This is a genomic window from Pseudomonas sp. KBW05 (genome assembly GCF_003852405.1).
Classification (GTDB): domain Bacteria; phylum Pseudomonadota; class Gammaproteobacteria; order Pseudomonadales; family Pseudomonadaceae; genus Aquipseudomonas.
Genome location: NZ_QAJM01000009.1, coordinates 119,696 through 143,676 on the forward strand (window position 1 = coordinate 119,696; position 23,981 = coordinate 143,676).

The following is a 23,981-nucleotide window of genomic DNA, read 5'->3' on the forward strand; positions in this document are numbered from 1 at the left end:
CCCATAGCTCCAATATCTAGCGCTTGAACGCGAACGCTTGATGAATCGAATGGGTAGGCGCCGCGTCACCTCTCTTTCCCCACCGCTCCTCATGCCCACCAACGGCGATTGCAATATGGCTGCCAGACTGGAATATGCCTGTCCTGCCATTCACCAGTTCATCGATGGATACTGGCTCAACCAGTTCCATTATCCCTAATCGCCGGAACGTGGACTCAGCACCACTGCCACCACCGTTTATAATTTTCAAAGCCTCCTCGAAGCTCCCCGCTCCTGTCTCTTGATAGCGCTTGGCGTTGACCGCTCCGATGAAGTTCGCATAGGTGATCGTAGTCGAGTCCTCACCTTTCAAGTCCGCCGCCATAGACGCCTGCTTGAACTCCGCCTTGGAAAGATACGTCGACTCGCCGTTTCTCAATACGATCTCATAGCCTTGAGGGGTTTCTTTAACCGACTTGAATATGTCGAGAGGACTTTTTCCAAGTTCCTGCATCGCCAACTTGATCACCGATACGCTCAAGCAGTTGTTGGCTCCCCACTGACTGAAGTCACCGAAAATATTCTCGGGTTTGCCTCTTGGGTGGTAATCGAGCTGTGTGTAGTGGCTGAAATCCGCACCAGCCAAGACCGGCCGATCGCTCATTTTTTCGCCATAGGTACGCCCATCCTTGGGATTTATGCCTGACTTTCCCTGGAGAGGGGAGTCATCCATGGATACCGGCAGGGAGGCTTGCTCCTGGGACTGGGCGCCCGGTGCAGGCGTTGGAGCCTGCCATTGAGGTTGACTCCCGAATGCGGGGAGCGAGTGTAGCCACTGAGATTGAGACCGACCCCCGTTGATAAAGTCCGGCATTTAATTTTCCCTTCATGAAACGTTTCTTTCGCCCTGCATCTTTCGACTTCAATATCAGTTCGCCATAAAGCTGCCCCCCTTATTGGCAAAGGGAAGGGTTCGGGTTCCATATATTTATCAATGGCTGCTCCCGAAGCCTGTCATCCAAGCGTCACCATAAGTTCATGGAGATGACACCGGGCCTCCATAGCCTGACTTTGGACAACAAAGTCGACCGGCCGAAATCGTGGCCGGCACTCGGAGACTCGCCATGACTCAGATCGCCCGCATCAGCGACACCGGCAATGAACGCCGTCTGCAAGCCGAACGCCTGGTTGGCGCACAGGCGTTGCAGGAAGCCCAGGCCTTGCGGTTCAACGTATTCAGCGGCGAGTTCAACGCCAAGCTGAAAGGCGCGGAACTGGGTCTGGACATGGATGACTATGATGTTCACTGCAGCCACATCGGCGTGCGGGACTTGAACAGCGGTCGCTTGGTGGCCACCACCCGTTTGCTCGACCACGCGGCCGCCAGCACCCTGGGCCGGTTCTACAGTGAAGAAGAGTTCAGCCTGCATGGCTTGCTGCACCTGCAAGGCCCGATCCTGGAAATCGGCCGCACCTGCGTCGACCCGGCCTACCGCAACGGCGGCACCATCGCCGTGTTGTGGGGCGAATTGGCCGAGGCCCTGAACCAGGGCGGCTACAGCTACCTGATGGGTTGCGCGAGCATCCCGATGCACGACGGCGGCATCCAGGCCCATGCGATCATGCAGCGCCTGCGCGAACGCTACCTGTGCAACGAGCACCTGCGCGCCGAACCGAAGAACCCCCTGCCAGCGTTGGACCTGCCATCCAACGTCATCGCGGAAATGCCGCCGCTGCTCAAGGCCTACATGCGCCTGGGTGCGAAGATCTGCGGCGAGCCGTGCTGGGACGAAGATTTCCAGGTGGCCGACGTGTTCATCCTGCTCAAGCGCGATGAGCTTTGCCCGCGTTACGCCCGCCACTTCAAGGCGGCCATGTAATGAGCCGCCTGCGGGTGTACGGGCGCATTGCCCGCGTGCTGGTGGTGGTAGGGCTGGGCTTGAGCATGGCCAGCGTGTTTGGCCTGTTCGAGCGCTTGGGCATTGCCAACTCGATGGTGCGGCGCCAGCGTTGGTCGCGGTTTTTCATGGCTCGACTGACCAATGCCCTGCCCTTTCGCGTGACCGTGCACGGTGAATTGCCACAACAGCCGATGCTGTGGGTGAGCAATCATGTGTCGTGGACGGATATCCCGTTGCTGGGAGCCGTGGCGCCGATGTCGTTTCTGTCCAAGGCCGAAGTGCGCACCTGGCCGGTGGCCGGCTGGCTGGCGGCGAAGGCCGGGAGCTTGTTCATTCGTCGCGGCTCGGGCGACAGCCAGTTGATCCGCAAACAGATGACCCGCCATCTGGAGCAACAGCACCCACTGCTGATGTTCCCCGAAGGCACCACCACCGACGGGCGCAGCCTGCGTACCTTCCACGGGCGCTTGCTGGCCAGCGCGATTGACGCGGATGTGGCGCTGCAACCCGTAGCGATCCGCTATCTACGCGAGGGCCAGGTCGACCCGCTCGCACCGTTTATTGGCGATGATGATTTGCTCTCGCACCTGATGCGCCTGTTTGCCAATGACCAGGGCGATGTGGAGATTCATCTGCTCAAGCCGATTGCCTGTGCCGGGCAGGAACGTGCGGCGTTGGCGTATCAGGCGCAGCAAGCGGTGCAGAAGGTGTTGTTTGGGCCGGTGCCGGAGGCTGAGCAGGTAGAGGCTCGTCCTGCATTTGCAGCATGAACACAGTTCAAAATGTGGGAGCTGGCTTGCCTGCTCCCACATTTAGATCTCAGTCGTCAGTTGGGTTTGTGCAAACACCTGCAACTCGGGGTAAAACACTCGGAAGTCTTCACTCAACGGCTCATACAGCTCGCGCAATTCCTGCATCGCAAACCCCAACTCCTCAGGCTGCGACAACCGCCGCGAAATCCCGCGCAACACCTGTTCCATCACCGCAAACTCGCGATAAGACCCCAACCAATCATCTGCCGCCATCCAGGGCGCAATCTGCGCCAGCCGCCCCGGTAACTGTGGCTCGGCCGCCAGCACGCGGTACACCTGCGAGGTGAAGCGCTCCAGCGGCTGGTCGGCGTACAGCGCCCAGTCCCGCGCCAGGCAGTGATCGAAAAACACATCGAGGACGATCCCGGCGTAACGCCTGCGGGTGAGGCTGAAGCGCGACAACGCCTCCCCCACCAACGGGTGGCTGTCGGTAAACCGGTCGATGGAACGGTGCAGCTGGATCGCCGCTTCGATTTGCGGGCTGTATTGGCCTTGCAGGCGGCCTTTGACGAAATCGCCATAGAGGCTGCCCAGCAGTTGTGCAGGAAGTTGGCCGCCCAGGTGCAGATGTGCGAGATAATTCATGGCGCGCAGTTTAGCACTGCCGTCAACGTATCGTTATAACCCGATATACCGATTTGATCTCGTTTAAGACCCAATTCATATTGGCATATCGGGATATAACGATTTAAGGTTCGCCTCATCGCGATATAACGTTTCAAGACACCGAGCACCTGCCATGTCCATCGACCTCGACGAAATAATAAAAGCCCTGGCGCACCCAGTACGGCGAGACATCCTCAACTGGCTGAAAGACCCGAAAGTGCAATTCCCCGAGCAACTGCACAACCACGAATACGGCATCTGTGCCGGGCAGATCGACCAACGCTGCGGCTTGTCCCAGTCCACCGTGTCGGCCCACCTGGCGACGTTGCAACGCGCGGGGTTGATCAGCAGCCAGAAGGCCGGGCAGTGGCACTTTTTCAAACGCAACGAGGAAACGATCCAAGCGTTCCTCGATGCGCTCATCACCGAACTCAGCGCACCGCTGTAACAAGGAAACGATAATGCCCCTCTCGCTACTCATACTGGCCCTGAGCGCCTTCGCCATCGGCACCACCGAGTTCGTCATCATGGGCTTGCTGCCCGATGTGGCGGCGGACCTCGGCGTGTCGATCCCCGGCGCCGGCTGGCTGGTCACCGGCTACGCCCTCGGCGTGGCCATCGGTGCGCCATTCATGGCACTGGCGACCGCCAAGCTGCCGCGCAAGGCTGCACTGGTAGCGTTGATGGGCATCTTTATCATCGGCAACCTGCTCTGCGCCCTGGCCAGTGACTACAACGTGCTGATGTTCGCCCGTGTGGTCACCGCGCTGTGCCACGGTGCGTTCTTCGGGATCGGTTCGGTGGTAGCCGCCAACCTGGTGCCGGCCAACAAGCGCGCATCGGCCGTGGCCTTGATGTTCACCGGCTTGACCCTGGCCAACGTCCTCGGCGTGCCGCTGGGTACGGCGTTGGGCCAGGCCGCAGGCTGGCGCTCGACGTTCTGGGCGGTCACCGTGATTGGTGTGGTGGCGCTGATCGGCTTGATCCGCTTCCTGCCGGCCAAGCGTGACGAAGAAAAACTCGACATGCGCGCCGAACTGGCGGCTCTTAAAGGCGCCGGTATCTGGTTGTCGCTGACCATGACCGCGCTGTTCTCCGCGTCGATGTTCACCCTCTTCACCTACGTCGCGCCGCTGCTGGGCGACGTCACCGGCATCTCGCCCAAAGGCGTGACCTGGACCCTGTTGCTGATCGGCCTGGGCCTGACCCTGGGCAACATCATCGGCGGCAAGCTGGCGGACAAGCGCCTGGCAGCCACCCTGATCGGCGTGTTTATCAGCATGGCGGTGATCTCCACCGCGCTGACCTGGACCAGCATCGCCGTGATCCCGACGGAAATCACCCTGTTCCTGTGGGCCACCGCCGCGTTCGCCGCCGTGCCGGCGTTGCAAATCAACGTGGTGACCTTTGGCAAGGCGGCGCCGAACCTGGTGTCCACCCTGAACATCGGCGCCTTCAACATCGGCAACGCCCTCGGTGCCTGGGTCGGCGGCAGTGTGATTGCCCACGGTTTCGGCCTGACCAGCGTGCCATTGGCCGCCGGTGCCCTGGCGATCCTCGCGCTGCTGGTGACCTTGATTACTTTCCGTCAGAACGGCGACGCCGACCTGGCCCCTGCGACCCACTGATCAACTTCAAAGAGAAGGTGTTATCCCATGACGACTATTTTCGACCCGATCAAACTGGGCGACCTGGAACTGTCCAACCGTATCATCATGGCGCCGCTGACCCGCTGCCGTGCCGACGCCGGTCGTGTGCCCAACGCGTTGATGGCCGAGTATTACGTGCAACGAGCTTCCGCCGGGCTGATCCTCAGCGAAGCCACCTCGGTGACGCCACTGGGCGTGGGTTACCCGGACACGCCGGGCATCTGGTCCAACGACCAGGTGCGTGGCTGGGCCAACGTGACCAAGGCGATCCACGGCGCGGGCGGCAAGATTTTCCTGCAACTGTGGCATGTGGGCCGTATCTCCCATGAGTCGTACCTGAACGGCGAAACCCCGGTAGCGCCAAGCGCGATCCAGCCCAAAGGCCACGTCAGTCTGGTGCGCCCATTGGCCGACTACCCGACGCCGCGCGCCCTGGAAACCGCGGAAATCGCCGACATCGTCGACGCCTACCGCACCGGTGCAGAGAACGCCAAGGCCGCCGGCTTCGACGGCGTGGAAATCCACGGCGCCAACGGCTACCTGCTGGACCAGTTCCTGCAAAGCAGCACCAACCAGCGCACCGACCAGTACGGCGGCTCCCTGGAAAACCGTGCGCGCCTGCTGCTGGAAGTGACCGATGCTGCCATCGAAGTCTGGGGCGCCGGCCGCGTGGGTGTGCACCTGGCACCGCGTGCCGACTCCCACGACATGGGTGATGACAACCTGGCGGAAACCTTTACCTACGTGGCCAGCGAACTGGGCAAGCGTGGCATCGCGTTCATCTGCTCCCGCGAGAAAGAAGCCGGCGACAGCCTCGGCCCGCAATTGAAGAAGGCATTTGGCGGCGTGTACATCGCCAACGAACGCTTCACCAAGGACAGCGCCAACGCGTGGCTGGCCGAAGGTAAAGCGGATGCCGTGGCCTGGGGCGTACCGTTCATTGCCAACCCGGATTTGCCGGCACGCTTGAAAGCCGATGCGCCGCTCAACGATGCACGCCCGGATACGTTCTATAGCAAGGGCCCGGTCGGTTACATCGACTACCCAACGCTGGCGATCTGATCGCCTGAAACGCAAAAAGCCCCGGTTCGCAAGAACCGGGGCTTTTTTATGCTGACCAGAGCCACACCCACCATCCCCTGTGGGAGCGGGCTTGTGTGGGAGCGGGCTTGCTCGCGAAGGCGGTGTGTCAGGCAACTCATCTGTTACTGACCCTCCGCATTCGCGAGCAAGCCCGCTCCCACAAAAAACCGCACATGTTTCTGAACCTGAGTGATGTGAGGGAAACACTCCTTCACACCCCTGCAACAAAATCCCTACAAAATACTTAGCCGGCTACCTATCAACCCCAGGCCAGCGCGTATATAAAGTCACCCCACAAATAAGGCAGAAGGACGATTGACCATCCTTAAGCTTTACTGTTGACACAACGTGATGCAATTACGCATTTTGTCTCAATTGCGCAGGCTGGGGCTCAGGCGCAGCATGTCCAATCCGGCATCGACCCAGCGCTCGGCGTCCTGGTGCAGTTGGAAGCTGTCGGGGACCAGCAGCCACTGGCCAATCAGCCCGTTGATATAGGCATGAATGCACACGGCACCACGGGTGGTGTCGAGGTTTTCCGGCAGTTGGCCACGATGCACTGCATTGCGCAGGGTCAAGCCGATACGCAGATTGCACTCCAGGCTGTGGGTCTGGCGTTGACGGCGCATGTCACACATTTCATCGGTGAATTCACACTTATGGAAGAGGATCTCATTGATGCGCCGGGTTTTCGGGTCCAGGGCCACTTGATGAAACAGATGGATCAACAGCTTGCGCATGCAGCCCAGCGGGTCGAGTTCGTCCTCGCTCTCACTGGCCCGGGCCAGCTCGTCCAACGGTTCGTGCAGCGTGTCGAGCAACGCTTGGAGCAAATCGGACTTGTTACTGAAATGCCAATAGATGGCGCCCCGCGTCACGCCCGCCAACGCGGCGATGTCGGCCAGGGTGGTGCGCGCCACACCGCGCTCATAGAAGGCCTGCTCGGCGGCTTGGAGAATCTGGCTGCGCGTTTCCTGAGCTTCCTCTTTGGTGCGACGAACCATGGCAGTAAAACCTCAATCAGGACACTTGGGACGATTGTTAACGCACAATTAATAGCGGCTAACGATCATCTGAATATTTGTGGGACGACACCATCGTGGGTGCCGAACGTAATGAAATCGAGGCTTTGGGCGTTGCTTTGTCAACATTCCGCGAAGCCTGTCAAGAGTTTACAAACAACCGTGAACGTAAGTATATTGCGTAGCAAGCTACTTATCTACTCACAGCTTGTTTTTTACCCTTCCACATTTCTTGTGCGCACCCTGCGCGCCTGACCCGAGGATCTTCATGCAACTTAAGCCAGCTGTTACCGCTCTGGTCACTGCCGTCGCCCTGGCATCGCTGCTCAGCGGATGTAAAAAGGAAGAAGCGGCTCCGCCCGCTCAAACCCCTCAGGTCGGCGTGGTCACCATTCAACCGCAAGCCTTTACCCTGACGTCCGAGCTGCCAGGCCGCACCACCGCCTACCGCATTGCGGAAGTTCGCCCACAGGTCAACGGCATCATTCTCAAGCGCCTGTTCAAGGAAGGCGGCGACGTGAAGGAAGGGCAACAGCTCTACCAGATCGACCCGTCGGTGTATGACGCCACCCTGAAAAGCGCACAAGCCAGCCTGACCCAGACCAAGTCCATCTCCGACCGCTACAAGCAGTTGGTCGATGAGCAAGCCGTCAGCCGCCAGGAATACGACACCGCCGTCGCCAATCGCATGACGGCCGAAGCCAACCTGCAAACCGCCCAGATCAATGTGCGCTACACCAAAGTGTTCGCGCCGATCTCCGGGCGTATCGGCCGTTCTTCGGTGACCGAAGGCGCACTGGTCAGCAATGGCCAGACCGATGCCATGGCCGTGATCCAGCAACTGGACCCGATCTACGTCGACGTCACCCAGTCTTCGGCAGAAATGCTGAAACTGCGCCGCGACCTGGAAAGCGGCCAGTTGGAAAAAGCCGGCGCCAATGCCGCCAAGGTCAAGCTGACCCTGGAAGACGGTACCGACTACAACCAGGACGGCAAACTGGAATTCTCCGAAGTCTCGGTTGACCAGACCACCGGTTCGGTCACCCTGCGCGCCGTGTTCCCCAACCCTGACCACACCCTGCTGCCGGGCATGTTCGTGCACGCCCAACTGCAAGCCGGTGTGAACAGCAAGGCCATCCTGGCGCCACAGCAAGGTGTGACCCGCGACATCAAGGGCATCCCGACCGCGCTGGTGGTGAACAAGGACAACAAAGTTGAGCAACGCACCCTGGTTGCCAACCGTACGTCCGGCGCCTACTGGCTGGTGGAAAAAGGCCTCGACGCCGGTGACCGCGTGATCACCGAAGGCCTGCAATTCATCAAGCCGGGCATCGAAGTCAAGGTCAAGGACGCCGACAACGCCAAGCCTGCCGGTTCTGCTGCTCCTGCTGCCGCTGCTGGCAAAGGGGAGTAATCCATGTCGAAATTTTTTATCGACCGTCCCATTTTTGCCTGGGTAATTGCCCTGGTGATCATGCTGGTCGGGGCACTGTCGATCCTGAAGTTGCCCATCAACCAATACCCGGCCATCGCGCCGACCGCCATCGACATCCAGGTGACCTACCCAGGCGCGTCCGCACAAACCGTGCAGGACACCGTGGTGCAGGTCATCGAGCAACAGCTCAACGGTATCGACAACCTGCGTTATGTCGCCTCGGACAGTAACTCCGACGGCAGCATGACCATCACCGCGACGTTCAACCAGGGTACCAACCCGGACATCGCCCAGGTTCAGGTACAGAACAAGCTGAACCTGGCGACCCCACTGCTGCCGCAAGAAGTGCAGCAGCAGGGTATCCGCGTGACCAAGTCGGTGAAGAACTTCCTGATGGTGATCGGTCTGGTGTCGGAAGACGGCAGCATGACCAAGGACGACCTGTCCAACTACATCGTGTCCAACATCCAGGACCCGATTTCCCGTACCGCGGGTGTGGGTGACTTCCAGGTCTTCGGTTCGCAGTACGCCATGCGTATCTGGCTCGACCCGGCCAAGCTGAACAACTACCAGTTGACCCCGGTAGACGTCAGCACCGCCATCGCCGCGCAGAACGTGCAGGTGGCCACCGGCCAACTGGGCGGCCTGCCTGCCCTGCCCGGCACTCAGCTGAACGCGACCATCATCGGCAAGACCCGTCTGCAAACCGCAGAAGAGTTCGGCAAGATCCTGATGAAGGTCAACGCCGATGGCTCGCAAGTTCGCCTGCGTGATGTTGCACGCATCGAACTGGGCGGCCAGAACTACAGCATCAGTGCACAGTTCAACGGCAAGCCGGCTTCCGGTATGGCGATCAAGCTCGCCTCGGGCGCCAACGCCCTGGACACCGCCAAGGCCATCCGCGCCACGGTTGCGTCCCTGGAACCGTTCTTCCCGCCAGGCATGAAGGCGGTGGTGCCGTATGACACCACCCCGGTTGTAACCGAATCGATCTCCGGTGTAGTGCACACCCTGGTCGAAGCGATCGTGCTGGTGTTCCTGGTGATGTTCCTGTTCCTGCAGAACTTCCGCGCCACCATCATCACCACCATGACTGTACCGGTGGTATTGCTGGGCACGTTCGGCATCCTTGCGGCGTTCGGTTTCACCATCAACACCCTGACCATGTTCGGCATGATCCTGGCCATCGGCTTGCTGGTGGATGACGCCATCGTCGTGGTGGAAAACGTCGAGCGGGTAATGGCCGAGGAACATCTGTCGCCCAAGGAAGCGACGGTCAAGTCCATGGGCCAGATCCAAGGCGCCCTGGTGGGTATCGCGCTGGTGCTGTCGGCGGTATTGCTGCCAATGGCCTTCTTCGGCGGCTCCACCGGTGTGATCTACAAACAGTTCTCCATCACCATTGTTTCGGCGATGGCGCTGTCGGTACTGGTTGCCCTGATCTTCACCCCGGCCTTGTGCGCCACCATGCTCAAGCCAATCGACCCGGAAAAGCACGGCCAACCCAAGCGTGGTTTCTTCGGCTGGTTCAACCGCACCTTCGACCGTGGCGTACTGAGCTACGAGCGCGGCGTGGGCAACATGATCAAGCACAAATTCCCAGCGTTTTTTGTGTACCTGGTCATCGTCGTCGGCATGGTCTGGTTGTTCACCCGTATTCCAAGCGCGTTCCTCCCGGAAGAAGACCAGGGCGTGATCTTTGCCCAGGTGCAGACCCCGGTCGGCTCGTCGGCGGAACGTACGCAGAAAGTCATCGACGACATGCGCGCATTCCTGCTGAACGACAAGGAAGGCGAGCCAGGCGAAGGCAAGGCTGTGAAGTCGGTGTTTACCGTGAACGGTTTCAACTTCGCCGGCCGTGGCCAGAGCTCGGGCCTTGCGTTCGTGATGCTCAAGCCATGGGATGAACGCGACGCCTCCATGTCGGTGTTCGAAGTGGCCAAGCGTGCCCAGGGTTACTTCTTTGGTGCCTTCAAGGACGCCATGGTGTTCGCCATCGTGCCGCCTTCGGTTCTCGAATTGGGTAACGCCACTGGTTTCGACGTGTTCCTGCAAGACCAGGGCGGCGTCGGCCACGAAAAACTGATGGAAGCGCGTAACCAGTTCCTTGGTATGGCCGCACAAAGCAAGATCCTTGCAGGCGTGCGTCCTAACGGCGTGAACGATGAGCCGCAATACGAGCTGACCGTTGACGACGAGAAAGCCAGTGCCCAAGGCATCACCCTGTCGAGCATCAACCAGACCCTGGCGATTGCCCTGGGTGGCAGCTACGTCAACGACTTCATCGACCGTGGTCGGGTGAAGAAGGTGTACGTGCAGGGCGAGGCCGCTGGCCGTATGTCCCCTGAAGACCTGGACAAGTGGTTCGTGCGCAGCGACTCCGGGAAGATGGTGCCGATGTCGGCCATTTCCTCGGGCAAGTGGATCTTCGGTTCGCCGAAACTCTCGCGCTACAACGGTGTAGCGGCGATGGAAATCCTCGGCACCCCGGCACCGGGCTACAGCACCGGTGACGCCATGGCCGAAGTCGAGCGCATCGCCAAGCAATTGCCGGCGGGTGTCGGCTATGCGTGGACCGGTCTGTCGTACGAAGAACGCCTGTCCGGCTCCCAGGCGCCGGCGCTGTACGCGCTGTCGCTGCTGGTGGTGTTCCTGTGCCTCGCGGCACTGTACGAAAGCTGGTCGATCCCGATTGCGGTGGTGCTGGTAGTGCCGCTGGGTGTGGTCGGGGCGTTGATCGCCACGAGCATGCGCGGGTTGTCCAACGACGTGTTCTTCCAGGTGGGCTTGTTGGTGACGGTGGGCCTGGCGGCGAAAAACGCCATCCTGATCGTCGAATTCGCCAAAGAGTTGCACGAGCAAGGCAAAGGCATTGTCGAGGCGGCCATCGAAGCGTCCCGCATGCGTCTGCGGCCGATCATCATGACGTCCATGGCGTTCATCCTCGGCGTATTGCCGCTGGCGATCTCCTCGGGCGCCGGCTCGGGCAGCCAGCACGCGATTGGTACCGGCGTTATCGGCGGTATGATCACGGCCACTGTCCTGGCGATCTTCTGGGTGCCACTGTTCTTTGCAACCGTGTCTGCCGCGGGCGAGCGCAAAAAGACTGAACCTACTGAAACCCCTAAAGAGGCTGGCCTATGAGCAAGTCGCTCCTTTCCTTAGCCGTCACGGCATTCGTGCTCAGTGGCTGCTCGCTGATACCTGACTATCAGCGCCCTGAAGCGCCGGTGGCCGCTCAGTTCCCGCAGGGGCCGGCGTATTCGTCGGCCCAGGCGCCGAACCAGGCCGCTGCCGAGCAGGGCTGGAAGCAGTTTTTCCATGACCCTGCCCTGCAACAGCTGATCCAGGTTGCCCTGGAAAACAACCGCGACCTGCGTGTCGCGGCGCTGAACATCGACGCCTATGCCGCGCAGTACCGCATCCAGCGCGCCGACCTGTTCCCGGCCGTCTCGGCCAATGGCAGCGGCAGCCGCCAGCGGGTGCCAGCGCGTGCCTCGCAGACCGGCGAGTCGAACATCACCAGCTCGTATTCGGCCACCCTCGGGATCAGTTCCTATGAGCTGGACCTGTTCGGCCGTGTGCGCAGCCTGAGCGAAGAAGCCCTGCAAAAGTACTTCGCTACCGAAGAAGCCCGACGCAGCACGCAGATCAGCCTGGTCGCCAACGTGGCCACGGCCTACGTGACCTGGCAGGCCGATAAAGAGCTGCTCAAGCTGACCCAGGACACCCTCGGTGCCTACGAGCAGAGCTTCAAGCTGACCTCGCGCAGCAATGAAGTCGGCGTGGCTTCGGCTCTCGACCTCAGCCAGGCGCGCACCTCGGTAGAAAACGCCCGGGTTGCCCTGGCGCGTTACACCCGCCAGGTGGCCCAGGACGAAAACAGCCTGACCCTGCTGCTGGGCACCGGCCTGCCGGCGAATATCGCCAGCCAGCCGCTGTCGGACAACCTGCTCAGCGAAGTGCCTGCCGGGTTGCCCTCGGACTTGCTGCAACGTCGTCCCGACATCCTGCAAGCCGAGTACAACCTCAAGGCCGCCAACGCCAACATCGGCGCCGCCCGTGCAGCGTTCTTCCCGAGCATCAGTTTGACGGCCAACGCCGGCACCCTGAGCCCGGACCTGAGCGGCCTGTTCAAAGGCGGCTCGGGCACCTGGTCGTTCGCCCCGCAGATCAACATCCCGATCTTCAACGCCGGCAGCCTGCGCGCCAGCCTGGACTACGCGAAGATCCAGAAAGAAATCAACGTGGCGACCTACGAGAAGGCCATCCAGACCGGCTTCCAGGAAGTTTCCGACGGCCTCGCCGCGCGTGAGACCTACAAGGAACAGCTGGAAGCACAGCGTGGTTTCGTCGCCGCCAACCAGGATTACTACCGCCTGGCCGAGCGTCGCTACCGCATTGGCGTGGACAGCAACCTGACGTTCCTCGACGCCCAGCGCCAACTGTTCAGTGCCCAGCAATCGCTGATCACCGACCGCCTGGCGCAGCTCACCAGCGAGGTCAACCTGTACAAGGCCCTCGGCGGTGGCTGGAACGCGCAGACCGCGAAGAACGAGCCGTTGAAAGAACAAGCGCCAGAACTGAAGTTGTTCTGATCGCGCTGATGTAAACAAAAAACCGCTTTCGTTACCGGAAGCGGTTTTTTTATGCCCACACATCCGATGTCATGAGGGGTAGATCTCATCGCCTGGACACATTCAGAGCTGACAACTCGCATCAAGAGTTGACACCTTGAAACGGTGTTAAAGGGGAGCTTCGATATCTAATTGGTACCCAAACACGCCCATCTCTCGAGCTGGAACCTGGCTATTTTCGACGAAGTGGAAGAAAAACTGCACGCTCAAATACAACCGTCCGTTAACTTCACTTAGCCTCATGACTTTCATTTCACCTGATTTAATATCCTCTTGCGGATAGCCAACGAATCCACGCATCGCAAATCCGCCTTCAACTTCTCCTTCGTCAGGAATGGTTTTGATCGGATAAACCCTCAGGTATTCCAGCGTGACCTCTCCACGCAAAACCAATTCATCTTCTGGGGAGTCCGACCCTGTCGGCACCAGTCTGATAAAAAAATAGTTGCTCGTGCGATAAAAGTAGATTTGTTGGAAATCAATCTTGGTCGCACGTTTTCCATTGATATCCAACTGGCCACTGAAACTCCCCTCAACAAGATCGAGTTTTTCGGAATTAGCGATGGGCCTACCTTTTTGATCATCCATCTCACACCTCTAACAGTTAAACCAAGATTCTATAAAATAGGTCTGTCGAAACACTGCCACAACTGTCAACTCTCACAGGTAGGCCGTTGTCACTGGCCGGCATTAGGGCTTGCCCCTCCCACATTTAAGCCCCCACTGTCGCCTTGCATTTGGCTCAACCTTTCAGGATAAAATTGGTCACAGATTCTTACAGACCACAGAGGGAGCTTGTCGTAATGATCGTAGGAATCGACCTGGGGACCACCAACAGCCTCGCCGCCGTCTGGCGCGGTGACGCAGCCGAAATGGTGCCCAATGCCCTTGGCCAGTTGCTCACCCCCAGCGTGGTGGGCCTGGATGACCAAGGCCGCATCCTGGTAGGCCAGGCCGCCAAGGAACGCCTGCACACCCACCCGCATCTGACCACCTCGCTGTTCAAGCGCTACATGGGCAGCGCCACCGAAGTGCGCCTGGGCGACCGCTCGTTCCGCCCCGAAGAACTCTCGGCACTGGTGCTCAAAAGCCTCAAGGAAGACATCGAACGCACCTACGGCCACACCGTCACCGACGCCGTGATCAGCGTGCCCGCCTACTTCAGCGACGGCCAACGCAAAGCCACGCGCATCGCCGGTGAGTTGGCCGGGCTCAACGTCGACAAACTGATCAACGAACCCACCGCTGCCGCCCTCGCCTACGGCCTGCATCAGCGCGACAAGGAAACCTCGTTCCTGGTGTTCGACCTTGGCGGCGGCACCTTTGACGTGTCGATCATCGAGCTGTTCGACGGCGTGATGGAAGTGCGCGCCAGCGCCGGCGACAACTTCCTCGGCGGCGAAGATTTCGACACCCTGCTGCTGGAACACTTCGTCGACAGCCAGCGCCACGCCGCAGGTTTCCCGCCCACCAGCAGCGTGTTGCACGCCCTGCGCCGTGAAGCCGAGCGCGTGCGCAAGGCCCTGGGCCAGGACGACAGCGCCGAATTCGCCCTGCGCGTCGACGGCCAGCAGTGGGTCACAACCATCACCCAGCAGGAACTCGCCAAGCTCTACACGCCCCTGCTGGAGCGCCTGCGTGCGCCCATCGAGCGAGCCCTGCGCGATGCGCGGATTCGCGTCGGCGACCTGGATGAAATCCTTCTGGTGGGCGGCACCACACGCATGCCGCTGGTGCGCAAGCTCGCCGCCGGTTTGTTCGGGCGCTTCCCGTCCATCAGCCTCGACCCGGACCAGGTGGTCGCCCACGGCGCCGCGATCCAGGCCGCGCTCAAGGCGCGCTCGGCAGCGCTGGAAGAAGTGGTACTGACCGACGTCTGCCCCTACACCCTGGGCATCGAAACCTCGCACCAATATGGCGGCCATATCGAAAGCGGCCACTACCTGCCGCTGATCGAACGCAACAGCAGCGTGCCGGTGAGCCGGGTCAAGAGCGTGGTCACCCTGCACGACAACCAGAGCCAGGTGCTGCTGAAGATCTACCAGGGCGAAAGTCGCCTGGTCAAAGACAACATCGAGCTGGGCCAACTGGACATTGCCGTGCCCAAGCGCAAGGCCGGTGAAGTCTCGCTGGAGGTGCGCTTCACCTACGACAACAACGGCCTGCTGGAGGCCCAGGTGAACATCCCGCTGACCGGCGAGCAGCACTCCCTGGTCATCGAGAACAACCCCGGCGTGTTGAGCCCGGACGAAATCCAGCAACGCCTGCAAGCCCTGGCGCAGTTGAAGGTCCACCCGCGCGACCAACAGGTCAACACCGTCCTCAGCGCCCGCCTCGAACGGCTCTACCAGGAAAACCTCGGTGAGCTGCGCGAACAACTCGGCCACTGGGCCGCACAGTTCCAGCAGGTGCTCGACACCCAGGACGAGCGGCGCATCCGCGAGGCCCGCAGCGAACTGACCCGTCAACTCGAACAGCTCGACAACGGGTTCTGGCGCTGAGGAAACACCCCATGGATTGTTGGACCGTACTGCAACTGCCGGAAGACACCGACGAACGCACCATCAAGCGCACCTACGCACGGCTGCTCAAAAGCTGCCGCCCGGACGATGACGCCGAAGGTTTCCAGCGCCTGCGCGAAGCCTACGAAGAAGCGCTGGCCTACGCACGCTGGCGCGCTGACTGGGAAGACGACGACACCCGCGTGGAAGAGCCCGTGGCCGCACAGACCTACGGCAACCTCAACGACCTCGCCGAGCTGATGGACGTCAGCGCCCTGCACCCGGCCCCGCTCGAAACGTCCCAGCCCGACCGGGCCCAGGCGCTGATCAGCGGCCTCAACCTGCATAATCTCGACGAGCGCTGGGCCCAGGCGCAGCAGCAAGGCTGTAGCGAAGCGTTCCAGGCCGGCCTGTTGCGCCATTGCTTCGACAGCCCCGGCGAGCGCGGTGCGATTGTCAGCTGGGCCGTGCACCACCTGGAATGGCTGACACCCTGGCAACAGGTGGCCATGACCCCGTGGCAACACGACGCGCTGACCGGCGAGCTGCTCCAGGAATACCGCCGCACCTTGCAGGAACTGCTGGAGCAAAAGGCCGAACGCGAGTTCATCACCCAGCTCAGCCAGTACAACAGCCAACCCTGGCTGCGGGTGTTCGACCTGCAACAGCAGTGGCAACGCATCGTCCTGCACTTGCTCCACGACACCACCTGGAGCGTGCCGCTGTTCGAACGCGTGTGCCAGGCGTTCGGCTGGGACGACCAGCAAGGCGTGTACCCGGAACCGGCCTGGATGTGGCGCGACCTGGTCGCGCGTTGCGAGCAGGAGAGTTTCTACGAGCACTTGCAGGCCAAAGCGCAGGACCCCACCTGGAAATCCGCCGATGCCATGGCCGCGCGCCTGCTGCTGACGCCGCTGTCCGAAACCCAGCAAAGCTGGATGACCGCGCAATTCAGTGACAACGACTGGCACGCCTGCCAACAGCTGGCCGAAACCCTCAACTGGCGTTATCCGCAACTGCTGGAACGCCTGCCCCAGGCCGACGTGTTTTTCTGGCGCAAATTCCTCCCGCGCCCCGTGTCCCATCGCAGCTGGATACGGCTGTGGGGCGCGCTCGCCTTGGCCACGGGACTGGCCGTCGCCCCCGAGACCAAAACACTGAGCACCGAGGCGGTCCTGGTGGTGCTGCTGACAGTCATTCCGGCCTTCCTCGCGATCCGTGCCACCCAACTGTGGGCCGCCGTGACCTCACGCTTGATCATCCCCGACTTGTGGCTGACCCAGCGCCTGCTGCCCGAACGGTTCAACCCGCATCAGCAGTGGCTGGTGCTGCGCCACGGCATCCCGCAACTGTGCCTGCTGGTGTTCTTCGGCATGCTGCTGGGGGTGATGGGCATGCTGGGGTACGCCGGGATGATCCTGATCCACTGGCTGCACCCCAAGCGCATCGGTCAGGTCAGCGAGCACGTCGAGCACTATTACCCGTGGTTCAGCGGCCTGCATTGGGCGCATTGGAGCCCGTTGCAAGTGGCGTTTCTGACGCTGATGGTGCCCGCCACCCTGCTGTGTCAGCGCTACTTGCCCGAGATCCCATGGACCAGCCTGGCACACGTTCTCTAGGCACAAACACGCCGGGCCCCAGCGCCCGGCAACTTGCGTGCGATCATCGCCCACAACCCGCCCTCCCCCGATTGAACCGCTCGCACCACGCCCCGCACCATGGCCCGCACCTGCACAACCCCCAATAACAATAGGTTCAACGCCATGAGCACATTCCATCCTCGCCAGCTATTGCTGGCTGCCGCCGTCACCAGCCTTGCCTTGCCCGTCGTCGCCGAAGAGCACGGCTTCCTGGAAGACGCCAGCGCCAACCTCAACCTGCGCAATTTCTTCTTCAACCGCAATTACACCAACCCCACCAAGACCCAGGGCGGCGCGCAGGAGTGGACGCAGAGTTTCATCCTCGACGCCAAGTCCGGCTTCACCCAGGGCACAGTCGGTTTCGGCGTGGATGTGTTGGGCATGTACTCGTTGAAGCTCGATGGCGGACGCGGCACCGGCGGCACCCAGTTGCTGCCGCTGGACCACGACGGCCGCCCGGCGGATGAGTTCGGGCGCCTGGGCGTGGCGTTCAAGGCGAAGATCTCCAAGACCGAATTGAAGGTCGGCGAATGGATGCCGGTGCTGCCGATCCTGCGCGCGGACGATGGCCGCTCCCTGCCGCAAACCCTGCGCGGCGGGCAGATCACCTCCAGGGAAATCGACGGCCTGACCCTCTACGGCGGCCAGTTCCGCGCCAACAGCCCGCGTGACGACAGCAGCATGAGCGACATGTCGATGGTCGGTAAAACCGCCTTCACCTCCGACCGCTTCAACTTCCAGGGCGGCGAATACGCGTTCAATGACAAGCGCACCCAGGTCGGCCTGTGGAACGCCCAGCTCAAGGACATCTACCGCCAGCAGTTCGTCAACCTGATCCACAGCCAGCCCCTGGGCGCCTGGACCCTGGGCGCCAACCTCGGCTTCTTCTACGGCAAGGACGACGGCAGCGCCCGCGCCGGCAGCCTCGACAACAAGACCTGGTCCGGCCTGTTCTCGGCCAAGTACGGCGGCAACACCTTCTACGTTGGCCTGCAAAAACTCACCGGCAACAACGCCTGGATGCGCGTCAACGGCACCAGCGGCGGCACCCTGGCCAACGACAGCTATAACTCCAGCTACGACAACGCCCAGGAAAAATCCTGGCAACTGCGCCACGACTACAACTTCGCCGCCCTCGGCGTGCCCGGCCTGACCCTGATGAACCGCTATATCAGCGGCAGCAACGTACACACCGGGACCATTACCGACGGCAAGGAATGGGGCCGCGAAAGCGAAGTGGGTTATACCGTGCAAAGCGGCGTAGCCAAGAACCTCACCGTGCGCCTGCGCAACTCCAGCATGCGCCGTGACTACAGCAATAACGAATTTGACGAAAACCGGTTGATCGTCAGCTATCCGATGAACCTGCTGTAAGACCCCATAACAACTCGCCGGGAACTGGTTGCCACGGAGGGCCACTTTCAGGAGACAGGCATATCGCCTGGCTCCTGGACAAGGACCTCAAATGGACGCCACCAAAAACGTTGCCCCTCAACCCCATCAACAGCCGGAAGGCCCGCACAGCTCACCACGCGATTGCGTGGCCACGTTTGACAACAGTCACTACGTGCCTTCTCGACCGCCACACTTGATGTTCACGCCCGACCATCAAATACAGGTCCATCTACAACCGTTCCTGGATGACGGAAATTTAAAAGCCGCCGGTCAATCCGTCTGGGAACAGGGCATCACCTACAGCCTGCAAAACAGCCTGGTTCTTGAAACCGGTGACAAAGCAGATCGGATTCATATAAGCCAACTCCATCCTGGTCAATTGGATGTGCGGGTCAATGGCAAGTTGTACCGCTTTGACAGCGAAGACAAGGAAAACGAGCCCGTTACCTTCCACCTCAAGAGCCAAGGCGGCAATGACAACATCATCATTGACGGCAATGTTACGGTGCCCATTACGGTGCATGCCGGCGACGGCGATGATCGGATACGCGCCGGGGGTGGTTATACCCGCCTGTTCGGCGGCAAGGGTAACGATGTGATGCGCCTTGGCAGTGGTCGCGGCTATGCCGAAGGCAATGATGGTGATGACCTGATCTTCGGCGGTCACGGCGATGACGTCATGTATGGCAACAACGGCAATGACCGGCTGTACGCCGGAGCAGGAACCTCCGGTAAAACCAGTTACCTCGATGGCGGTAACGGCAATGACCGCCTGTACGCAGGCAACGGGCATACCGTGCTGCACGGCGGCGCCGATGATGACTGGCTGTTAGGCCATGACCGCAGTACCTTCTACACCGGCAGCGGCCATGACACGGTGATCGCCAACCGCCCGGGTGACCTGATCTACGCTGAACCCGACGACACCATTGCCCACCTCAATGGCTCGGCACTCATCACCGTGTCGGCCTCCAGCAAAGAGCACAACGGTTTCGTGATCAGAGGGTCAGCCGAGTTCGTCCAGAGAGTCGAAGACGACTTGGCGTTGCTGCGCCAATCCCCTGTGGGCAAGCAAATGCTCGCCGAAATGGACGCTATCGTCCAACGCAACGGCGGGCCGGTGACCATTGTCGAAGATCTGCCTGACACCGGCAGTGGCTACGTCTACGGCAGCCTGGCACTCAAAGCGTCGATGGGTTACGAACGCCCGCGAGTGGTCGGCGACGATCCCAAGTGGGGCTTCATGGTCGATGGCGTGCCGGGGGCTCCAGCTGATCGTGCTGAAATCAATTACAACCTCTCCGCCTTAGACGTACTGGCAGGTGTTACCTACTCGCCCATCACGACGCTTTACCACGAGATGGTCCACGCCTGGAACGCCGCCAACGGCACCGCGCTGGCGGGGTCAACGGCGGGAGTGTTTGAGGGTGAAGCCCACAGTGTCCCCAATAGCGAGCGTCAAGCCCTGGGCTTGCCCACCACGGCAGAGCCATATGACTTCGACAACGACCCCGCCACGCCCGCGACCACCACCAACCCCAAGCCCTTCACTGAAAACGCCTTGAATGAAGAAATGGGCAAGCCGATACGCCAGCAATACGTGGACTGATGCTGATCAGCGCGCGTTTGTCAGCCTGTAAACTCACACTGGCCATCTTGCTGTATGGTGCGCGCCTGCCGCTGCTGAGCTGAATCAGCAGCGGCTTTTTATTCGAGCCCGTGCACACCATGAAATCCTTCGCTTTAGCGTGCGCCCTGTTTGCCCTGGCCTTGAGCCTCAGCGGCTGCATCGGCGCGCCCATCGCCCTCACGCCGCACACCGAGCAACGCCTGCAAGCCCAGGCGCCGATCCGTTTCCTGCTGACCTTCGATGACGGCCCCAGTGCTTCCGGCTACAACAACCCGAGCCGCTCGGTGGTCGCCGACCTGGCGCACAACCCGGTGTTGCCGGGGATCAAGGCGGTGTTCTTCCTGCAGACCGAGTCCTCACGCTCCGGTGGCAGCTCACGTGGGCGCAAGACCATGGAACGGGAGTACGCCGGCGGGCATATCCTGGCCTTCCACACGGCCACGACGTTCCACACCAACCATCGCTGGCTGAACGACACCGAGCTGGAAAGCACCCTCAGCCAAGGCGCGGCCGACATCGCTTCGATCACAGGCAACCCGCCCCTGCTGGTGCGCCCGCCGTTCTGGAACTACGACCGCCGCACCTTCGCCGCCTACCAGCGTCATGGCATGCACGTGCTGCTGACCGACTTGAGCGCCAACGACGGCAAGATCTGGGGGTTCAACGGCAGCCCGCGGCGCCGCGCGAATTTGTATCGCCAGCTGTCGGTGGTGCGCGAGCGCATCGCACTGGGTGAATTGCCGACGGTAGACGGAGTGATTCCGGTGGTGGTGACGTTTCACGACATCAACCGCTACACGGCGCGGCACATTCAGGAGTACCTGCAGATCCTGCTGGACAGCGCACGGATCAACGGCATGAAGACGGCGGCCGAGCCGTTCTACACCGACACGGCCCAACTCGAACGCGCCGCGCTGGCCCGCACGGTGAAGGATGTGAGTGAACCGGTGCACCTGCCGGGCGTGTGGAATTGGGTGTGGGATGCCGACTCCCACTGACACCCTGCAATCAATGTGGGAGCGGGCTTGCTCGCGAAGGCAGTGGGTCAGTTTGCACATGTATTGGCTGATCCACCGCATTCGCGAGCAAGCCCGCTCCCACATTTTTTACTGTATTTCAGGTTCAAGAGGGTTGGCGGGATTCCACGCCCAACTCATCCCACACCGACTCCGCCAGGTGGAATGTCGCATTCGCCGCCGGTATCCCGCAGTAGATCGCGCTCTGCATCAGCACTTCCTTGATCTCGGCACGGCTCACACCATTGCTGGCGGCGGCGCGCAGGTGCAGCTTCAGCTCTTCATTGCGGTTCATGCCAATCAACATTGCAATGGTGATCAGGCTGCGGGTGTGCCGGGGCAGGCCCGGGCGGGTCCAGATGTCACCCCAGGCGTGGCGGGTGATCATGTCCTGGAACTCGCCGTTGAACTCGGTCAAGGCATTGAGGCTGCGGTCGACATGGGCGTCGCCCAGCACTTCGCGGCGCACTTGCAGGCCGTCGGCGTAACGTTGTTTCTCGTCCACAAAAAACTCCTCAGTGGGCCAGCAAAAATTCGATAACCCGGTCGCTGAACGCAGCGCCGGCCTGGACATTGGACAGGTGCGCCGCATAGAACTCGGCGTATTCGGCGCCCTGCACATGGTTCTGGATAAAGTGGCTGCCCTCTGGTGGCGTAACAGCGTCGTCGGTCCCGGCAATCACCAGGGTCGGGGCCTTGATCGACGCCAGCTGCTCACGAAAATCCGCATCGCGCACGGCGGCGCAGTTGGCGGCATACCCCTCGGGGGATGTGGCGGCCAGCATGTCGGTGATCTGCTTGGCCTGGTGCGGATTGGCCACCGCAAAATCGGCGGTGAACCAGCGCGCAATCGACGCATCACGCAGGGCGACCATCGCCGCCGCGCCGTCGCGCAGGACCATCTCGATACGCGGGTCCCAAATCTGCGGCGTGCCGATCTTGGCGGCGGTGTTGCACACCACCAGGCGGTGCAGGCGCTCGCCCGCGTTGATGCCCAGCCACTGGCCGATCAAGCCACCCATGGACAAGCCACAGAAATGCGCGCGTTGGATGTCCAGCGCATCCAACAGCGCGATCACGTCGCGGCCCAGTTGCTCGATGCTGTAGGGCCCTGGGGTGACCAGGGATTTGCCATGGCCACGGGTATCAAAGCGCAACACACGGAAATGCTCGGTGAACGCCGGGATCTGGATGTCCCACATGTGCAGGTCGGTGCCCAGGGAGTTGGACAGCACCAAGACCGGCGCCCCCACAGGGCCGTCCAGTTGGTAGTGCAGTTCGCCATCGGCGAGTTGTACAAAGGCCACGGTGGTCTCCTCAAGCAAAGTGTTCGGTTACGGCGCGGCTGACCCAGGTGCGGGCCAGCCCCAGGTAATGGGCGGGATCGAGCAGGCGGTCGAGTTCGGCCGCGGACAGTTCGGCGGTGACCTGCGGTTCGTCCGCCAGCACCCCACGCAAGTGCCGCCCTTCGGCGACGGCGCGTTTGCAGCAGTGTTCCAGCAGATGGTGCGCGGTCTCACGGCCCAGGCGCTGGGCGAGCACGATGCTGACGGCTTCGGCCAACACCAGGCCTTGGGTCAGGTCGAGGTTGTGGGCCATGCGCTGCGCGTCCACTTCCAGGCCTTCGCTCACCAGCAACGCCTGTTGCAGCGCGCCGGACACCAGCCGGCAGATCTCCGGCAGGGTTTCCCATTCGGCATGCCACAGGCCCAGGCTACGCTCGTGCTCTTGCGGCATGGCGCTGAACATCGTCGCCACCAGGCCGGGCACGCGGGTAGCGGCGCTGATCAGCACGGCCGCGCCCACCGGGTTGCGTTTGTGCGGCATGGTGGACGAGCCACCTTTGCCCGGCGCGGAGGGTTCGAATACCTCCCCCGCTTCGGTCTGCATCAACAGGCTGATGTCGCGCCCCAGTTTGCCCAGGCTACCGGCGATCAGGCCAAGCACGCTGGCGAACTCCACCAGGCGATCGCGCTGGGTGTGCCAGGGCTGTTCCGGCAGGCTCAGTTGCAACTCATCGGCCAGGGCTTGTGCCACCGGCAGTGCTTGTTCGCCGAGCGCCGCCAACGTGCCGGAGGCGCCGCCGAATTGCAGCACCAGCAAACGCGGTTTCAACTCGGCCAGGCGTTGTCGGCTACGGGTCACCGCCCCCAGCCAACCGGCGATTTTCATGCCCAGGGTGACCGGCGTCGCATGCTGCAACCAGGTGCGTCCGGCCAGCGGCACGTCGGCATACCGCTGGGCCTGGGCGGCGAGCACATCGCCCAGGCGCGCCAGGTCCGTTTCGATCAGCACCACAGCCTGGCGCAGTTGCAGCACCAGGCCGGTGTCCATCACATCCTGGCTGGTGGCGCCCAGATGCACATAACGTTCAGCACCAGCGTCTTCACTGGCGATCAACTTGCCCAGCGCCTTCACCAGCGGAATCGCCGAGTTGCCCGCCGTGGCAATCGCCACGCCGAGGGCATCGACGTCGTACAGCGAGGCCAGGCAAGCCTGGGCAATCGGCGCGACGGCGGCTTGCGGGATCAAACCCACCCGCGCCCCGGCCCGCGCCAGCGCCGCTTCGAAATCCAGCATGCCCTGCAAGCGCCCCTGATCGCAGAACACCTCGGCCATGCTGCCCGCAGTGAAGTAAGCGTCGAACAGTTGATTGCTCGTGCGCAGTGTCATAA

The 23,981-nt window shown here is 61.5% G+C and carries 20 protein-coding genes; 13 read left to right on the top strand and 7 right to left on the bottom strand.

The genetic code is table 11. The annotated features are described in order from the left end of the window. Window positions 1-16 precede the first annotated feature (16 nt). Window positions 17-643: a hypothetical protein gene (locus tag DBR46_RS09290; RefSeq protein WP_124525936.1), complete on the bottom strand. Its 627-nt coding sequence runs from the start codon at window positions 641-643 to the stop codon at window positions 17-19. Window positions 644-1,103: 460 nt separating this feature from the next. Here DBR46_RS09290 and olsB point away from each other — a divergent pair, with 460 nt between their 5' ends. Both olsB and DBR46_RS09300 read left to right on the top strand, forming a co-directional pair. After that, window positions 1,104-1,859, top strand: coding sequence for an L-ornithine N(alpha)-acyltransferase (gene olsB / locus DBR46_RS09295; protein WP_124525937.1), 756 nt, complete (start codon window positions 1,104-1,106; stop codon window positions 1,857-1,859). Then, window positions 1,859-2,650 (top strand): 1-acyl-sn-glycerol-3-phosphate acyltransferase, encoded by a 792-nt coding sequence (locus tag DBR46_RS09300; RefSeq protein ID WP_124525938.1) that lies wholly within the window; start codon window positions 1,859-1,861, stop codon window positions 2,648-2,650. Before olsB ends, DBR46_RS09300 begins: the two co-directional genes overlap by 1 nt. Window positions 2,651-2,692: 42 nt before the next feature. On the opposite strand, the gene DBR46_RS09305 is transcribed toward DBR46_RS09300, so the two are convergent. After that, window positions 2,693-3,277, bottom strand: coding sequence for an ACP phosphodiesterase (locus DBR46_RS09305; RefSeq protein ID WP_124525939.1), 585 nt, complete (start codon window positions 3,275-3,277; stop codon window positions 2,693-2,695). Window positions 3,278-3,431: 154 nt separating this feature from the next. Between DBR46_RS09305 and DBR46_RS09310 the strand changes: the two genes are divergently transcribed. From DBR46_RS09310 to DBR46_RS09320, 3 genes are read left to right on the top strand one after another with little or no spacing between them, the layout of a single operon-like run. Beyond that, window positions 3,432-3,746: a helix-turn-helix transcriptional regulator gene (locus DBR46_RS09310; protein ID WP_017736896.1), complete on the top strand. Its 315-nt coding sequence runs from the start codon at window positions 3,432-3,434 to the stop codon at window positions 3,744-3,746. Window positions 3,747-3,759: 13 nt separating this feature from the next. Further along, window positions 3,760-4,926 carry an MFS transporter gene (locus DBR46_RS09315; protein ID WP_124525940.1) on the top strand — a complete coding sequence of 389 codons (1,167 nt, stop codon included), beginning with the start codon at window positions 3,760-3,762 and terminating at the stop codon, window positions 4,924-4,926. Window positions 4,927-4,953: 27 nt separating this feature from the next. Continuing rightward, window positions 4,954-6,009 carry an alkene reductase gene (locus tag DBR46_RS09320; protein ID WP_124525941.1) on the top strand — a complete coding sequence of 352 codons (1,056 nt, stop codon included), beginning with the start codon at window positions 4,954-4,956 and terminating at the stop codon, window positions 6,007-6,009. A gap of 392 nt (window positions 6,010-6,401) precedes the next feature. Here the strand turns inward: DBR46_RS09320 and DBR46_RS09325 are convergent, their stop codons facing one another. Continuing rightward, window positions 6,402-7,034: a TetR family transcriptional regulator gene (locus DBR46_RS09325; RefSeq protein ID WP_124525942.1), complete on the bottom strand. Its 633-nt coding sequence runs from the start codon at window positions 7,032-7,034 to the stop codon at window positions 6,402-6,404. Between the two features lie 286 nt (window positions 7,035-7,320). Between DBR46_RS09325 and DBR46_RS09330 the strand changes: the two genes are divergently transcribed. Genes DBR46_RS09330 through adeC form a run of 3 tightly spaced genes read left to right on the top strand, consistent with a single transcriptional unit; the run spans window position 7,321 to window position 13,085 of the window. Beyond that, window positions 7,321-8,466, top strand: coding sequence for an efflux RND transporter periplasmic adaptor subunit (locus DBR46_RS09330; protein ID WP_124525943.1), 1,146 nt, complete (start codon window positions 7,321-7,323; stop codon window positions 8,464-8,466). A 3-nt stretch (window positions 8,467-8,469) separates the two neighbouring features. After that, a complete protein-coding gene (locus DBR46_RS09335; protein ID WP_124525944.1) occupies window positions 8,470-11,631 on the top strand; it encodes an efflux RND transporter permease subunit in 3,162 nt (1,053 codons plus the stop codon). Then, window positions 11,628-13,085 (top strand): AdeC/AdeK/OprM family multidrug efflux complex outer membrane factor, encoded by a 1,458-nt coding sequence (adeC, locus tag DBR46_RS09340; RefSeq protein WP_124525945.1) that lies wholly within the window; start codon window positions 11,628-11,630, stop codon window positions 13,083-13,085. Before DBR46_RS09335 ends, adeC begins: the two co-directional genes overlap by 4 nt. Before the next feature lie 147 nt (window positions 13,086-13,232). Here adeC and DBR46_RS09345 read toward each other — a convergent pair whose 3' ends face one another. Beyond that, on the bottom strand, window positions 13,233-13,712 hold the full coding sequence (locus tag DBR46_RS09345) for a hypothetical protein (protein WP_124525946.1): 480 nt from the start codon (window positions 13,710-13,712) through the stop codon (window positions 13,233-13,235). A gap of 215 nt (window positions 13,713-13,927) precedes the next feature. Between DBR46_RS09345 and DBR46_RS09350 the strand changes: the two genes are divergently transcribed. The 5 genes from DBR46_RS09350 (at window position 13,928) to DBR46_RS09370 (ending at window position 21,288) form a co-directional block, all read left to right on the top strand. Beyond that, entirely contained in the window at window positions 13,928-15,625 is a 1,698-nt protein-coding gene (locus DBR46_RS09350; RefSeq protein ID WP_124525947.1) for a molecular chaperone HscC, read from the top strand. Window positions 15,626-15,636: 11 nt separating this feature from the next. Next, window positions 15,637-17,244, top strand: coding sequence for a J domain-containing protein (locus DBR46_RS09355; protein WP_124525948.1), 1,608 nt, complete (start codon window positions 15,637-15,639; stop codon window positions 17,242-17,244). Window positions 17,245-17,388: 144 nt separating this feature from the next. Next, complete coding sequence (locus tag DBR46_RS09360) at window positions 17,389-18,639, top strand: OprD family porin (RefSeq protein ID WP_124525949.1); 1,251 nt, start codon at window positions 17,389-17,391, stop codon at window positions 18,637-18,639. 91 nt (window positions 18,640-18,730) lie between these two features. Further along, window positions 18,731-20,269, top strand: coding sequence for a M91 family zinc metallopeptidase (locus DBR46_RS30670; RefSeq protein WP_124525950.1), 1,539 nt, complete (start codon window positions 18,731-18,733; stop codon window positions 20,267-20,269). A 119-nt stretch (window positions 20,270-20,388) separates the two neighbouring features. Then, window positions 20,389-21,288, top strand: a complete 900-nt coding sequence (locus DBR46_RS09370; protein ID WP_124525951.1) for a polysaccharide deacetylase family protein — start codon at window positions 20,389-20,391, stop codon at window positions 21,286-21,288. Between the two features lie 124 nt (window positions 21,289-21,412). On the opposite strand, the gene pcaC is transcribed toward DBR46_RS09370, so the two are convergent. From pcaC to DBR46_RS09385, 3 genes are read right to left on the bottom strand one after another with little or no spacing between them, the layout of a single operon-like run. Next, window positions 21,413-21,811 carry a 4-carboxymuconolactone decarboxylase gene (gene pcaC, locus DBR46_RS09375; RefSeq protein WP_124525952.1) on the bottom strand — a complete coding sequence of 133 codons (399 nt, stop codon included), beginning with the start codon at window positions 21,809-21,811 and terminating at the stop codon, window positions 21,413-21,415. 10 nt (window positions 21,812-21,821) lie between these two features. Beyond that, complete coding sequence (gene pcaD / locus DBR46_RS09380; RefSeq protein ID WP_124525953.1) at window positions 21,822-22,613, bottom strand: 3-oxoadipate enol-lactonase; 792 nt, start codon at window positions 22,611-22,613, stop codon at window positions 21,822-21,824. Between the two features lie 10 nt (window positions 22,614-22,623). Then, window positions 22,624-23,979: a 3-carboxy-cis,cis-muconate cycloisomerase gene (locus DBR46_RS09385; protein ID WP_124525954.1), complete on the bottom strand. Its 1,356-nt coding sequence runs from the start codon at window positions 23,977-23,979 to the stop codon at window positions 22,624-22,626. Between the last annotated feature and the right edge of the window lie 2 nt (window positions 23,980-23,981).

Coding starts and splice junctions, on each gene's coding strand:
- DBR46_RS09360 (WP_124525949.1), top strand. CDS start 17,389: ATGAGCACATTCCATCCTCGCCAGCTATTGCTGGCTGCCGCCGTCACC.
- DBR46_RS09325 (WP_124525942.1), bottom strand. CDS start 7,034: ATGGTTCGTCGCACCAAAGAGGAAGCTCAGGAAACGCGCAGCCAGATT.
- DBR46_RS09290 (WP_124525936.1), bottom strand. CDS start 643: ATGAGCGATCGGCCGGTCTTGGCTGGTGCGGATTTCAGCCACTACACA.
- DBR46_RS09350 (WP_124525947.1), top strand. CDS start 13,928: ATGATCGTAGGAATCGACCTGGGGACCACCAACAGCCTCGCCGCCGTC.
- DBR46_RS09305 (WP_124525939.1), bottom strand. CDS start 3,277: ATGAATTATCTCGCACATCTGCACCTGGGCGGCCAACTTCCTGCACAA.
- DBR46_RS09385 (WP_124525954.1), bottom strand. CDS start 23,979: ATGACACTGCGCACGAGCAATCAACTGTTCGACGCTTACTTCACTGCG.
- DBR46_RS09315 (WP_124525940.1), top strand. CDS start 3,760: ATGCCCCTCTCGCTACTCATACTGGCCCTGAGCGCCTTCGCCATCGGC.
- DBR46_RS09330 (WP_124525943.1), top strand. CDS start 7,321: ATGCAACTTAAGCCAGCTGTTACCGCTCTGGTCACTGCCGTCGCCCTG.
- DBR46_RS09300 (WP_124525938.1), top strand. CDS start 1,859: ATGAGCCGCCTGCGGGTGTACGGGCGCATTGCCCGCGTGCTGGTGGTG.
- adeC (WP_124525945.1), top strand. CDS start 11,628: ATGAGCAAGTCGCTCCTTTCCTTAGCCGTCACGGCATTCGTGCTCAGT.
- DBR46_RS30670 (WP_124525950.1), top strand. CDS start 18,731: ATGGACGCCACCAAAAACGTTGCCCCTCAACCCCATCAACAGCCGGAA.
- DBR46_RS09320 (WP_124525941.1), top strand. CDS start 4,954: ATGACGACTATTTTCGACCCGATCAAACTGGGCGACCTGGAACTGTCC.
- DBR46_RS09335 (WP_124525944.1), top strand. CDS start 8,470: ATGTCGAAATTTTTTATCGACCGTCCCATTTTTGCCTGGGTAATTGCC.
- DBR46_RS09310 (WP_017736896.1), top strand. CDS start 3,432: ATGTCCATCGACCTCGACGAAATAATAAAAGCCCTGGCGCACCCAGTA.
- DBR46_RS09370 (WP_124525951.1), top strand. CDS start 20,389: ATGAAATCCTTCGCTTTAGCGTGCGCCCTGTTTGCCCTGGCCTTGAGC.
- olsB (WP_124525937.1), top strand. CDS start 1,104: ATGACTCAGATCGCCCGCATCAGCGACACCGGCAATGAACGCCGTCTG.
- DBR46_RS09355 (WP_124525948.1), top strand. CDS start 15,637: ATGGATTGTTGGACCGTACTGCAACTGCCGGAAGACACCGACGAACGC.
- DBR46_RS09345 (WP_124525946.1), bottom strand. CDS start 13,712: ATGGATGATCAAAAAGGTAGGCCCATCGCTAATTCCGAAAAACTCGAT.